Source organism: Amycolatopsis sp. NPDC098790 (assembly GCF_044759945.1).
In the GTDB taxonomy this organism is placed as follows: Bacteria; Actinomycetota; Actinomycetes; order Mycobacteriales; family Pseudonocardiaceae; genus Amycolatopsis.
Genome location: NZ_JBIWAI010000004.1, coordinates 189,911 through 202,194, shown reverse-complemented (window position 1 = coordinate 202,194; position 12,284 = coordinate 189,911). Strand labels below are relative to the sequence as shown.

Here is a 12,284-nt window from a genome sequence, read left to right as displayed (position 1 = left end):
CGACCGGTTTTCACGGGGTTACCTCTGGTGCTGTTCCTGCACTTCAGCGGCCACGGCCTTGGCTTCGTCACTGGTCGGACCCGGTTGGGGCACGAAGGCGACGCGCCGGTAGTAGTCGAGTTCGCCGATGGATTCCCGGATGTCCGCCAGGGCCCGGTGCGCGAGGCCCTTCTCCGGCTTGGCGTAGTAGATCCGCGGGTACCAGCGCCGGACGAGCTCCTTGACGGAGGAGACGTCGACCATCCGGTAGTGCAGGTGGGCGTCGAGGGCCGGCATGTCGCGGGCGATGAAGCCGCGGTCGGTCGCGATCGAGTTGCCGGCGAGCGGCGCGGTGCCCGACTCGGGGACGTGCTCGCGGATGTACTCGAGCACGCGGCGTTCGGCTTCCTCGATGGTCACGGTGGAGCGCCGGACCTCTTCGGTGAGGCCGGAGTGGGCGTGCATCTCGCGGACGACGTCGGGCATCCCGGCGAGTTTTTCCTCGTCGGCGTGGATGACGATGTCGACTCCGTCGCCGAGCACGTTCAGCTCCGCGTCGGTGACGAGGGCGGCGATTTCGATCAACGCTTCCTTGCCGAGGTCGAGCCCCGTCATTTCGCAGTCGATCCAGACTAGGCGGTCGGTCACCTGGTGACCCTAACCCGACACGGGGACAAGACGGGCGTTACCTGCGCGTACGGCGCGTTACGCTCCGAGGTGTGGTTCAGGACACACGATCGGGGAGCTGCGAGTGACCGAGCAGGGGTCGCCGGCGAGTGAGATCGCCGCCGGTTATGCGAGTGAGGGTGCCGCCTTGGAGCTGGGCGCGGTGGTGATCGACGGCCAGGCGGACGCCGCGGCCGCGGTGCGCCTGCCGTTGGCGACGCTGAACCGGCACGGCCTGGTGGCCGGCGCGACCGGAACGGGCAAGACGAAGACGTTGCAGCTGGTCGCGGAGCAGCTGTCGGCGGCCGGCGTGCCGGTGGTGCTCGCGGACGTCAAGGGCGACCTGTCGGGGCTGGCCGCGGCCGGCGAAGCGAACGACAAGGTCGTGAAGCGCTCTCAGGAGCTGGGCGACGATTGGGCCGGCACGGCGTTCCCCGTGCAGTTCCTGTCGCTGGGGACCGGCGGGAAGGGCTCGCCGATCCGCGCGACGATCACGAGTTTCGGGCCGGTGCTGCTGTCGAAGGTGCTCGGGCTGAACGAGACGCAGGAGTCGACGCTCGGCCTGATCTTCCACTGGGCCGACCAGCGCGGCCTCGCGCTGCTCGACACGAAGGACCTCCGGTCGGTGATCACGCACCTGACCAGTGACGAGGGCAAGGAAGACCTCAAGGGCATCGGCGGGGTCTCGGCCGCGACGGCCGGCGTGATCCTGCGCGCGCTGTCCAACCTCGAAGCGCAGGGCGGCGAGGACTTCTTCGGCGAGCCTGAGCTGGACGTCCACGACCTCATGCGGCAGACCGACGGCAAGGGTGTCGTCACGCTGCTGGAGCTGGACAACCTGCAGTCGAAGCCGGCGCTGTTCTCGACGTTCCTGATGTGGCTGCTGGCCGAGCTGTTCGAAGAGCTGCCCGAAGAAGGCGATCTCGACAAGCCGAAGCTGGTCTTCTTCTTCGACGAGGCCCACCTGCTGTTCAACGACGCGTCGAAGGCGTTCCTCGAACGCATCGAGCAGACCGTGAAGCTGATCCGGTCGAAGGGCGTCGGCGTGTTCTTCTGCACGCAGCTGCCCACGGACATCCCGAACAACGTGCTTTCGCAGCTCGGCGCGCGGATCCAGCACGCGCTGCGTGCGTTCACCCCGGACGACCAGGCGGCGCTGGCCAAGACCGTCAAGACCTACCCGAAGACGAAGTTCTACGAGCTCGACACGGCGCTGACGTCGCTGGGCATCGGCGAAGCGATCGTCACGGTGCTTTCGGAGCGGGGCGCGCCGACACCGGTGGCGTGGACGCGGCTGCGGGCGCCGCGGTCGAAGATGGGCTCGATCGGCGCCGAGGCCGTCGCCGCCGCGGTCGCTTCGTCGGACTTGCACGCGAAGTACTCGGAGACCATCGACCGCGAGTCGGCGTACGAGAAGCTGGCCGCGAAGGTCGCCGCACCCGCTCCGGAGGCCGCGCCGGCTCCCGACGCGCCCCAAGTCCCCGCGCCCGAGAAGAAGGACGATCCGGGATTCATCGAGTCGGCGATGAAGAACCCGGCCGTGAAGTCGTTCATGCGGTCGGCGGCGAGTGCGCTGGGCCGGGAGATCACGCGTGGGCTGTTCGGCAATCGAAAGCGCTGACAAAACCTGACGCAAGCTGTCAGGTATGGCTGCGAGGCTGGTGCCCACATCGAAGAAGGGGATCACCATGACCAGCACCGCCACCGCGTCGTTCACCGTCGACCAGTGGGAGCCGCAGGCGACCGACGAGTTCGGCGGCACCGAGCTCGCCCGGGTGGCGATCGCCAAGACGTTCACCGGGGCGGTCGAGGGGACCAGCAAGGTCGAGCTTCTGACGGCGAACAACGCGACATCGCGCGCGTACGTCGGTTTCGAGCGGCTCGAGGTCGCGGTCGACGCCCGCAAAGGCAGCTTCGTCCTGCACCACACCGCCGGCGAGGACTCCGGGATGACGGTGACGATCCTTCCCGGTTCCGGGACGGGCGAGCTGACCGGCATCACCGGGAAGGCGGACATCGAGATCGACGGCGAAGACCACCGGCTGACCCTGACCTACACGCTCTGAACAGCACGAAGGCCGTTTCGAGAGCCCCCGATTGACTCTCGAAACGGCCTTCGCTCATCCCCGCTCCCCGAAAGCGGGTGGAACGGACCGCCCCGACACGGCCCGTCCGCGTTCTAGTTGTTCACGATCTGGTCGACGATCTTCTTGGCGTCGTCGATCGGGATGGCGAAGCCGATCCCGACGCTGCCCGCCGAGCCGTTGGCCGAGGCCGTCGGGCTGTAGAGGGCGGAGTTGATGCCGATGACGTTGCCCTGGGCGTCGACCAGCGCGCCGCCGGAGTTGCCCTGGTTGATCGAGGCGTCCGTCTGGATCGCGGTGTAGCTGGGCGAGTCTTGCGCCTGGTTCGACGTCCGGCTGAACGGCGACTGCTGTTGCTGCTGGCCCTCGCCGATGTCGGACAGGTTGCGGTTGAGCGCGCTGACGATGCCGGTGGTGACGGTGTTCTGCAGGCCGCCCGGCGAGCCGATGGCGATCACCTGCTGGCCGACGACGAGCTTGCTCGAGTCGCCCAGTGTCGCCGCGGTCAGCCCGCTGGCGTTCTGCGCCTGGACCACCGCGATGTCCGCCTTCGTGTCCGCGCCGACCACGCTGGCCTGGTACTTCTTGCCGTCGGACGTCGTGATCACGACGTTCTGGGCGCCGTCGACGACGTGGGCGTTGGTCAGGATCCGGCCGTCCGAGGTGAGGATGACGCCGGAGCCGATGGCCTCGCCCTGGTCGGTGGTCACGTTGATCTGGACCACGCTGGGCGTCACCTTCGCCGCGACGCCGCTGACGTCGCCGGAGGCGGTCGAGTTGGCGACCGTCTGCCCGCTCGCGGCCGGCGTGCTGACCGACGTCGTCGCGCCGTCGGCCGAGTTCGTGGTGAGCCCGACGATCGCGGCGCCGCCGACCCCGCCGACCAGCGCGGCGCCGAGGGCGGTCGCGCTGACGAACATCGCGACGCGGCCGCCCTTGCGCGGCTTGGTCTTCAGCGCCGTCGGCGCCTGGCCCGTCGGCGGCTGGTGCGTGAACAGAGGGTTCGGCGCGGCCTGGTGCTGGTAGCCGTAGTGCGGCGGCTGCGGCTGCGGCTGCTGCGCGTACGGCCCGTACTGCGGGGTGCTCTGGTGCGGCTGGTGCCCACCGGGTGAGGCGGGGCCGGGCCGACTCTCGTTCTCGGTCATGTACCAAGGTTCGCGCCCGTGCTTGTGAGCAGCCTGTGGAAACACCTCAGGCTTTGCTGAGAAGAATCAGCTGAGAAAACTCAGGCAATCCTCAGGCGTCAGGCGAAGAACGACGGTACGTCGAGTGCACCTCCAGCCGCTTCGAACTCGTCGTGCACCGCTTGCCGCAGCTCGGCGTCACCCAGGTAGTCGGCGGCGGTCAGGGCGAGCCCCAAGGCACCGTCCCGGACTCCGGCGTCACCGGTCTCCGATCCGGCGGCGGCCGCGAACTCCTTGGTGTGCAACGCGACCGTCGGTCCCGAGACGGCCAGCATCGGGTGCAGCGCGGGCATCCGGTACGACAGGTTGCCCAGGTCCGTCGACCCGGTGAGGGACTCCGGCACGATGCCCGGTGGCAGCGGTTTGCGGCCGGTCCCGAGCTGGTTGACCGTCCAGCGCCCGGCGAGCGCGGTGTTGAACCGGATCGGCAGGTACGCGGCCTGGGCGTCCCAGATCAGCTCGACCCCGCAGCCGGTCATCGCCGCCGCGCCCTCCGCGATCGACGTCATGCGGGCGGCGAGGTCGCGCAGGGTCTCGGGGGACTGCGAGCGCAGGTAGAACAGCAGCGCCGCCCGCGCGGGGATGACGTTCGGCCGCGCGCCGCCGTCGGTGAACACGCCGTGGACGCGGTCGCTCTGCGGGAGCTGCTGGCGCAGCGCGGAAACGCCCTGGTAAGCCGCGACGGCGGCGTCGAGCGCGTTGCGGCCCATGAACGGCTGGGCGCTCGCGTGCGCGCCGACGCCGTGGAAGACCATCTCCAGCTGGCGGCGCCCGAGGAACGGGTGCAGCGCGATGTCGTGGCTGAACGGGTGCAGCATGATCACGGCGTCGACGTCGTCGAACACGCCGGCGCGGGCGAGGATCTCCTTGCCGCCCCCGCCTTCTTCCGCCGGCGTGCCGATCAGGCTGACGCGGCCGCCGAGCCGCTCGGCGACGGTGGCCGCGCCGAGGAAGCCGCCTGCGGCGGTGGTGCAGATGACGTTGTGACCGCAGGCGTGGCCGAGCCCGGGCAGCGCGTCGTACTCGGCGAGGATGGCGATGTGCGGGCCGTCCCGCTTCGGAGTGCTGACCCGCAGCGCGGTGTCGAGCCCGCCGACGCCGACGGTCGCTTCGTGGCCGTGGCGCTTCAAGAGGTCGGCAAGCGCTTGCACCGACCGGTGCTCGGTGAACCCCTCCTCGGGGTGCGCGTGCAGATCTTGGCTCAACGCCACCAGATCGGGTGAACTGCGCTCGACCGCGGCGGTCACTTCGGCCCGGGTCGCCTCGTCCGCGCCGGGGTACGGCGAGGACAGCGGTTCGGCGGCCGCGACGGCGTCGGCGGTGGCCTCGACCAGGGAACGCAGGTAGCTGTCGTCGGGCGGGACGGGCTCGTGGTGGGTCATGGGGCGATGCTAACCGCCGCCACCGACAATCCGCGGTGCTCAGCTCAACCGGCCGGCCACGATCTGCGTGACGCCCGCGTACCGCTCGGTGATCCCGGTGAAGCCGCGGGCGCGCAGGCTCGCGGCGATCTCGCCGCGGTCGAACATCCGCTGCCCGCTCAGGATCCCGCCGATCGACTCCGCGACTCGCGCGGGTTGCCACCCGCGCCGGGCGCTGGTGAGCAGCACGATCCGGCCCCCGGGTTTCAGCACGCGCGCGAAGGAGTCCAATGCGGTCTCGGGCTCGGCGAACATGTGGAGGGCGGCGAAGCAGCAGAGGCCGTCCACTGTGGACTCTCTGAAGGGAAGGCGTACGGCGTCGGCGCGCAGGTACACGACGGAGTCCGTGCCTGTTTCGGCCGCGGCCTTGCCGAGCATCGAACGCGCGCCGTCGAGACCGATGGCGAGCCCTTGTGGTCCGACGACCGTGCCGAACGCGCGCGTGAACCGGCCGGTCCCGCAGGCGACGTCGAGCGCGGTGTCGCCGGGTTCGAGGGCGAGGAGCTTGGTCGCGAGCCTCGTTTCGCCGGCCATGCTCGGCCCGAACGGACCTTTGAGGACGCGACCGAGTGCGGGGCGCCAGTAGTGCTCGTAGACCTGCGGGAGGAGGGTGGTGCGCATCAGGCGCTGCGTGAGACCGGTCGGCGGCCCGGCCTGGGTGGCGGTGCCCAGCAGGTCGAGGTAGCCGTCGCCGGTCTTCGCGGGCGTTTCGAGCAGGGCTTCGAGGCGTTCGGTGGCGGTCTTCGTCGGCATTGCGCTCCTCTCGGATACCGGCAGTGTGTCAAATCTGCCGCACTCGATCGAGTGAACAATGCGCGGGCTCAGGCGTTCGAGCCCCGGAATTGTCGGTGCCCCGGCCTAGCGTCGCAGGCGAGGTTCCGATCCGAGGAGGAGAGATGACGATTTCCATGGTGGGCAACGAGATCAGAGTGCAGGGCGAGTTCGACCTGACCGCGGCGGCGAGGTTCTTGACCGGCTTCGCGCCGGCCGGGCAGCCGGAAGCGGAGTCCGGGGCGCTCCGGGTGGCGTTCCCGCTCGACGGTAAGTGGACACCGGTGGGAGCGGTGTTGCGCCAGAGATCGCCGGGCGAGGTGTCGGTCGAGGTCCACGGCCCGCCTGCGTCGGCGGAGGCGGTGGTGGCGCAGGTGACGAGGATGTGCTCGTTGGACATCGACGGCACCGGCTTCGGCGCGGTCGCCGGCCGTGATCCGGTGGTGTCCCTGCTGCAGGGGCTGCACCCGGGTTTGCGCCCGGTGCTGTTCGCGTCCCCGTACGAGGCGGCGTGCTGGGCGGTGCTGAGCCACCGCATCTGGATGACGCAGGCGGTCCGCCTGCGCCGCCGCCTGGCCGAGCGCCACGGAACGGAGGTCGAGGTCGGCGGCAGCGTCCTGACGTCGTTCCCAGCACCCGCGGTATTGGCGAAGCTGGAGTACCTGCCGGGCTTGTCGGGTCCGAAGATGCAGCGCTTGCGAGCAATCGCGGAAGCGGCCGCCGACGGCCTGCTGGACGCGGCTTCGCTGCGCTCAATGCCAGCGGACGAGGCACTGAAACAGCTGCAGTTCTTGCCAGGAGTGGGCAAGTTCAGCGCGGAGCTGATCCTGATTCGCGGCGCGGGCTACCCGGACGTGTTCCCCAGAGCGGAGACGAGGCTTCACGAGATCATGCGGGAGGCGTACCACCTGCCGGACGCGGGAGTCGACGAGCTGGCGGAGATCGCCGAGGCGTGGGCGCCGTTCCGGAGCTGGGCTTCGTTCCTGTTCAGAGTGGAGGGAGAGGCCAGGCTGAGGGAGTCCCGATGAACTGACGACTTGCGTGGCGCCGTCGCCTCGGCCAGGGCGACCCCTCGCTGGTCGCTGGTGTCGGCTACGCGCTCGCTCCTGCTTTGCTCCGAGCCCGGCTCGATTCCGGCGGCCGCGCTCCCACCTTGCCTGGGCCGGCGACTCGGCTCGCGCGCCGGTGATCAAGCGCGCCGCCGGTCAACCCACCGTCCGCGCACCATCGAAGCCAGACCACCATCCCCAGGAAGGAGACCGCATCGACCCCTTACCCGAAGCCGCGAAACCGCGAGCCGTGGGGACTCACCGTAGCCAGATGTCGCCTGTGGTGAGGTGTTCGGGTGAGCTCGCCCGTCCACCTCGCGCTCGGTGCTGCCCTTCGTGCGGCCGCCACCACTCCGTCGCTGCTCGAGCAAGCCCAGACGCCCGCCGTGATCACGCTGGTCGCCGGTGGGGTGGCGCTGCTGGTCGTGCTCGTCGGCGGCACTCCGTGGCGGATGGCGCGCAACGGCGTCACCATCGTGCACGAGGCCGGGCACGCGCTGGCCGCCGTGCTGGTCGGGCGGCGGCTGCAGGGCATCAAGCTGCACTCGGACACCTCGGGCGTCACCGTCTCGCGCGGCAAGCCCGAAGGGCCGGGCATGGCCTTCACCGCGATGGCCGGGTACCTGGCGCCGTCCGTGCTGGGGCTGCTGTTCGCCAGCCTGCTCGGCGCCGACCTGGTCGGGACCGTCCTCGTGCTGATCGCGCTGCTGCTGCTCGGCGTGCTGGTGATGGTGCGCAACGCCTACGGGGTGTTCACCGTCGTCGTCAGCGCCGTCGTGCTCGCGCTGGTCGCGTTCGTCGCGCCGGTCGAGGTGCAGGCTCCGTTCAGCTACCTGGTGACGTGGTTCCTGCTGTTCGGCGGTGTGCGGCCGGTGGTCGAGCTGCAGGTCAAGCGGCGGCGCGGCCAGGCCCGCGACTCCGACGCCGACCAGCTGGGCCGGCTCACCGCGGTGCCGCCGGTGCTGTGGGTGCTGGTCTTCGCCGTCGCGACGGTCAGCTGCCTGATCGCCGGTGGGCTGTGGCTGCTGGAGCCCGCGGCCGCCTAGCCAGGGCCATGCGGCAAACTGGTCTCTCGCTGGTCCGCGCGGAGGGAGACGAACGATGGACGAGGTCGCCAAGGCCGTGGAGGAGTGCGCACGGGCGGCGAAGCTGGCCGCGCCGTCGCTCGCCGCCGCGAGTGCCGAAGCCGTCGACGCCGCCTTGACCGGGATGGCCGAGCGGCTGCTCGCCCACCGCGACGAGATCCTGGAGGCGAACCAGGCCGACGTCGAGCGTGCGAAGGCCGACGGGATGAGCGCCGGTCTGCTCGACCGGCTCACCATCACCCCGGAGCGCCTGACCGGCATGGCCGAGCAGCTGCGGCTGCTCGCCGGCGCCCCGCACCAGGAGCGCTCGGTCGACGTGTCCACGCTGGACGGCGGGCTGAAGCTGGTCGAGCGGCGACGCCCGGTCGGCGTCATCGGCGCGAACTACGAGGCGCGGCCGAACGTGACCGTCGACGTGGCGTCGCAGCTGGTCAAGTCGCGCAACGGCGGCGTGCTGCGCACCGGCTCGGCCGCGCTCGGCTCGGCGCAGCGGCTGCGCGAGGTCGTCATCGCCCCGGCGCTGACCGAGGCCGGCATCGACGCCGACTGCGTCCAGCTGGTGCCGCGGGTCGAGCGCGAGGCGGCGTCCGCGCTGGTCCGGCTGCCGAACCTGGTCCCGCTGGTGATCCTGCGCGGCAGCGGCGACAGCACCCGGGCGCTGGCCACCGAAGCGGCCGTCCACGGCGTGCGCACGCTGGCCCACGCCGACGGCGGCGGCGTCCTGTACGTCGACCGCGGCGCGGACGTCACGAAGGCGCGTGACCTCGTCTTCGCGAGCCTTGACCGGCTGGGGGTGTGCAATCGGCTGAACCTGCTCCTCATCCACGAGGGCATCCACGACGACGTCTGGCCGGGCATCGCCGACGCGCTGGCCGAGCGCGGGGTCACCCCGTCGCTGGCCCCGCACGAGCACGCGATCGGCTACGAGTGGGCGCTGGACTCCGACCGCGAGGCGACGGTGACGGTGGCCAAGGTCGGCGCCCTCGCCGACGCGGTCGAGATCGCCAACGAGCAGACCTCGGGCCTGGCGGCGGGCATCGCAACGGAGGACACGTCGGCGGCCGACGCGTTCTTCGACGGCTACACGGGCACGGGCGTGTTCTGGAACGCCCCGACCCGCCTCCTCGACGGCTTCAAGCTGCTGGCGGTCCCGGAGACCGGCATCAACCTCGACAAGGTCCCCGGCCCCCGGGGCCCGGTGACGTACACGGACCTGTACGTCCGCCAGTACGCGGTCCTGCCCGCCTGACGGTCACGACCTGCGCGGACGAGCGGGCTCCCGCGCAGGCCGAGGGACTGCCGCGGCCGTGCCGTGCACACTCGCCCCCGGAGGGGAAGGGCAGTACTGCGCCGAACGCAGCCGGCGCGGCCGCTCCCGCTACCCGGTTAGATCGTCGGCCCCATGTTCGCCAGCCGGCGGAGTTCCTTCACCGTGTCCGCCGCGTTCAGCACCAGTTCCGTGCCCTCTGCCACCTCGCCCGCGTACCGGTAGATCGCCGTCGGGCCGTCGCTGATCGCTATGGCCGCCACCAGGCGGCCCTCCGGGTCGCGGGTGAGCCCGGTCGTCACCGACACCTCGCGGCCGACCGTGTCGACCGTGGTCAGCGTCCGCTCCTTGTACCAGCCTCGCGTTGTCATGTTCAGAAAGCTCCGGGGGATGGGCTCGACAGGGATACGTCGTGAGACGCCCGGACCGCCGAAGGCGTTACGGCATACTGGGCCCGGTGATCACCCGGCCGCACGTCCTGCTGTCCGCCGCGCAGTCGCTCGACGGCTTCCTCGACGACACCTCGCCCGAGCGGCTCGTGCTGTCCACTGAGGACGACTTCGCCGTCGTGGACCGGTTGCGGGCCGAGGCCGACGCGATCTTCGTCGGCGCCGGGACCGTGCGGGCCGACAACCCGCGGCTGCTCGTGCGGTCCGCGGAGCTGCGGCGACAGCGCGTCGAACGCGGGAAGCCCGAACAACCCGTCAAGGTCACCGCGACCACCCGCGGCCTCGACCCGGACGCGCAGTTCTTCACCGTCGGGGACACCGAAAAGATCGTCTACGCCCCGCCGGGCGCCGCCGACGCGCTCAAGCACGTCGCCACCGTCGTCGACGCCGGAAATCCGCCCGAATTCGCGCGGATCCTGGACGACCTCGGCGCGCGCGGCATCGAAAACCTGCTGGTCGAAGGCGGCGGCGGGATCCACACCGGGTTCCTCACCGAAGGTCTCGCCGACGAGCTGCGGCTCGCGATCGCGCCGTTCTTCGTCGGGCAGCCGGACGCGCCGCGGTTCGTCGGGCCCGGGCTCTACCCGCGTCCGCTGGTCCTCACGAGCGCGGAAGAACTGCAGGGAATGGCCATCCTGCGGTACCGCGCGGCGGACGAGCCGGCCGGCCGGGACATCGCGCGTCTGCGGGAAGCCATCGCGCTCGCCGCCGAATGCCCGCCGAGCCACACCTTCCGGGTCGGCGCCGTCATCACCGATGTCGACGGCGACGTCGTCGCGACCGGGCATTCCGGCGAGGGCGACCCGCTCAACCACGCCGAAGAAGCCGCGCTCGCCAAGTGCGCCGGCGATCCACGTCTGGCCGGCGCGACGATGTACAGCTCGCTGGAGCCGTGCAGCCACCGCAGCTCCCACCCGCGCAGCTGCACGCAGCTCATCCTCGACGCCGGGATCCCGCGGGTCGTCTTCGCGTGGCGCGAGCCGCCCGTCTTCGTCGACGCCCGGGGGACCGAGCTGCTGCGTGAAGCCGGGCGGCACGTCGTGGAGGTTCCCGCGCTGACCCCGGAGGTCCAGCGCGAGAACACCCACCTCACATTCTGAACACTCAGCAGGCGCCGTTGTCCGCCCAGACGCCCCATTCGCCGGTGGTGCCGGGCTCTTCGCCCTGCGTCCACCACTTGGCCGTCCACTTGTGGCCGTTGTGCGAGACGGCGTTGTCCTTGACGTAGACCTTCGTCCGGTCCCACTCCGCCGCGGTGCAGGAGCCGCCGCCCGGGGTGGTCGGGGTCGTCGTCGGCTGGGTCGGCGTCGTCTGCGGCGGGGTCGCGCCGGCGAACCGGACGCTGAACTTCGTGAAGTCCCAGTCGTTCTGGGGGACGTTGCTGCACACGCCGTTGTCGGTCGTCCCGACGCAGGCGCGGTCGCGGTTGACCGACCAGAACGTGAAGCGGCCGAGGCCGTGGCTGGTCGCGTAGTCGTAGACCGTCTGGAAGTCCGCCGTGTAGAACATCTCGGAGGCGTCCGACTTGCCGTTCATGCCGGAGAAGCCCTCGTGCGAGTACGCGGTCGCGCTGTCCCAGCCCATGTGCGACATGAGCAGGCCGTGCAGTGCTTCCAGCGCCGACACCTGCGACGAGCCGCCGTTGAAGCCGCCGTCGAACGGCATGATCGAGAAGTTGTTGGGTGTGAAGCCGATCGACTTGGCCTGGTCGATCAGCTGCGTGCCGAACCAGCCGGTGCCGGCCGCGGTGCCGGGCATGGTCACCGACACGAACAGGCCGGGGTTGTTGGCCTGCAACGTCTTCGCCGCGCCGAGCTCGTTCGCGATGGCCGCGGTGTTCTCGTACTCGGGCTCTTCGAGGTCGAAGTCGATCGCCTTGAGCGAGTACTTGGTGATGACCTGCTGGTAGGCGGCGGCCGTCGCGGCCACGTTCCCGCAGGTCTGGCCGAGCTTCGTGCCGCCGTAACCGCCGACGGACACCGAGACGTCGCCGCCGTTGGAGCGGATGCGCGAGATCACGTTCGCGACGGTGGTGTCGGAGGACACCGCGTTGGTGCCGTCCCAGGTCGGGCTGCAGCCGCCGCCGTTGGGCGCGAGGATGAACGCCAGCTGGAACGCCTTGAGCCCGGTCGCGTTCATCACGGTGATCGGGTCGGGCGGGTTGTTGCTCACGGGCATCAGGTAGGGCGCGGCGGCGTACCAGTTGTTGCTCAACGCCGCGGTGGCCGACGGCGCACCGAGCACGAGGCTCACGGCGGTGGCGGCGAAAGTGGCGGCGGCGAGCCCGATGGCGGCCAGTCTGCTCCGGCGCATGATCTGTCCTCCCGGT

Annotated in this window: 12 protein-coding genes; 6 read left to right on the top strand and 6 right to left on the bottom strand. The window is 70.7% G+C overall.

The window, feature by feature from the left end:
* Window positions 1-18 precede the first annotated feature (18 nt).
* On the bottom strand, window positions 19-627 hold the full coding sequence (orn, locus tag ACIQWX_RS30370; RefSeq protein WP_400878149.1) for an oligoribonuclease: 609 nt from the start codon (window positions 625-627) through the stop codon (window positions 19-21).
* A 103-nt stretch (window positions 628-730) separates the two neighbouring features.
* Here orn and ACIQWX_RS30365 point away from each other — a divergent pair, with 103 nt between their 5' ends.
* Both ACIQWX_RS30365 and ACIQWX_RS30360 read left to right on the top strand, forming a co-directional pair.
* Entirely contained in the window at window positions 731-2,266 is a 1,536-nt protein-coding gene (locus ACIQWX_RS30365) for a helicase HerA-like domain-containing protein (protein ID WP_400878146.1), read from the top strand.
* A gap of 67 nt (window positions 2,267-2,333) precedes the next feature.
* The gene (locus ACIQWX_RS30360; RefSeq protein WP_257927089.1) at window positions 2,334-2,711 is read left to right on the top strand and encodes a DUF3224 domain-containing protein; all 378 of its coding nucleotides are present in this window, start codon (window positions 2,334-2,336) and stop codon (window positions 2,709-2,711) included.
* A gap of 113 nt (window positions 2,712-2,824) precedes the next feature.
* On the opposite strand, the gene ACIQWX_RS30355 is transcribed toward ACIQWX_RS30360, so the two are convergent.
* The 3 genes from ACIQWX_RS30355 to ACIQWX_RS30345 form a co-directional block, all read right to left on the bottom strand.
* Window positions 2,825-3,874 carry a S1C family serine protease gene (locus tag ACIQWX_RS30355; protein WP_400878143.1) on the bottom strand — a complete coding sequence of 350 codons (1,050 nt, stop codon included), beginning with the start codon at window positions 3,872-3,874 and terminating at the stop codon, window positions 2,825-2,827.
* Between the two features lie 98 nt (window positions 3,875-3,972).
* Complete coding sequence (locus ACIQWX_RS30350; RefSeq protein WP_400878140.1) at window positions 3,973-5,295, bottom strand: M20 family metallopeptidase; 1,323 nt, start codon at window positions 5,293-5,295, stop codon at window positions 3,973-3,975.
* Between the two features lie 39 nt (window positions 5,296-5,334).
* Window positions 5,335-6,087, bottom strand: a complete 753-nt coding sequence (locus tag ACIQWX_RS30345) for a class I SAM-dependent methyltransferase (RefSeq protein ID WP_400878137.1) — start codon at window positions 6,085-6,087, stop codon at window positions 5,335-5,337.
* A 143-nt stretch (window positions 6,088-6,230) separates the two neighbouring features.
* Between ACIQWX_RS30345 and ACIQWX_RS30340 the strand changes: the two genes are divergently transcribed.
* The 3 genes from ACIQWX_RS30340 to ACIQWX_RS30330 all read left to right on the top strand — a co-directional run bounded on the left by ACIQWX_RS30340 (window position 6,231) and on the right by ACIQWX_RS30330 (window position 9,488).
* On the top strand, window positions 6,231-7,133 hold the full coding sequence (locus tag ACIQWX_RS30340; RefSeq protein ID WP_400878134.1) for a DNA-3-methyladenine glycosylase family protein: 903 nt from the start codon (window positions 6,231-6,233) through the stop codon (window positions 7,131-7,133).
* A 317-nt stretch (window positions 7,134-7,450) separates the two neighbouring features.
* Window positions 7,451-8,200: a M50 family metallopeptidase gene (locus tag ACIQWX_RS30335; protein ID WP_400878132.1), complete on the top strand. Its 750-nt coding sequence runs from the start codon at window positions 7,451-7,453 to the stop codon at window positions 8,198-8,200.
* Between the two features lie 55 nt (window positions 8,201-8,255).
* A complete protein-coding gene (locus ACIQWX_RS30330; protein ID WP_400878129.1) occupies window positions 8,256-9,488 on the top strand; it encodes an aldehyde dehydrogenase family protein in 1,233 nt (410 codons plus the stop codon).
* 137 nt (window positions 9,489-9,625) lie between these two features.
* On the opposite strand, the gene ACIQWX_RS30325 is transcribed toward ACIQWX_RS30330, so the two are convergent.
* Window positions 9,626-9,877, bottom strand: coding sequence for a hypothetical protein (locus tag ACIQWX_RS30325; protein ID WP_400878126.1), 252 nt, complete (start codon window positions 9,875-9,877; stop codon window positions 9,626-9,628).
* Window positions 9,878-9,963: 86 nt separating this feature from the next.
* Between ACIQWX_RS30325 and ACIQWX_RS30320 the strand changes: the two genes are divergently transcribed.
* The gene (locus ACIQWX_RS30320; RefSeq protein ID WP_400878123.1) at window positions 9,964-11,055 is read left to right on the top strand and encodes a dihydrofolate reductase family protein; all 1,092 of its coding nucleotides are present in this window, start codon (window positions 9,964-9,966) and stop codon (window positions 11,053-11,055) included.
* 4 nt (window positions 11,056-11,059) lie between these two features.
* On the opposite strand, the gene ACIQWX_RS30315 is transcribed toward ACIQWX_RS30320, so the two are convergent.
* Window positions 11,060-12,268 carry a chitinase gene (locus tag ACIQWX_RS30315; RefSeq protein ID WP_400878120.1) on the bottom strand — a complete coding sequence of 403 codons (1,209 nt, stop codon included), beginning with the start codon at window positions 12,266-12,268 and terminating at the stop codon, window positions 11,060-11,062.
* Window positions 12,269-12,284: the final 16 nt, after the last annotated feature.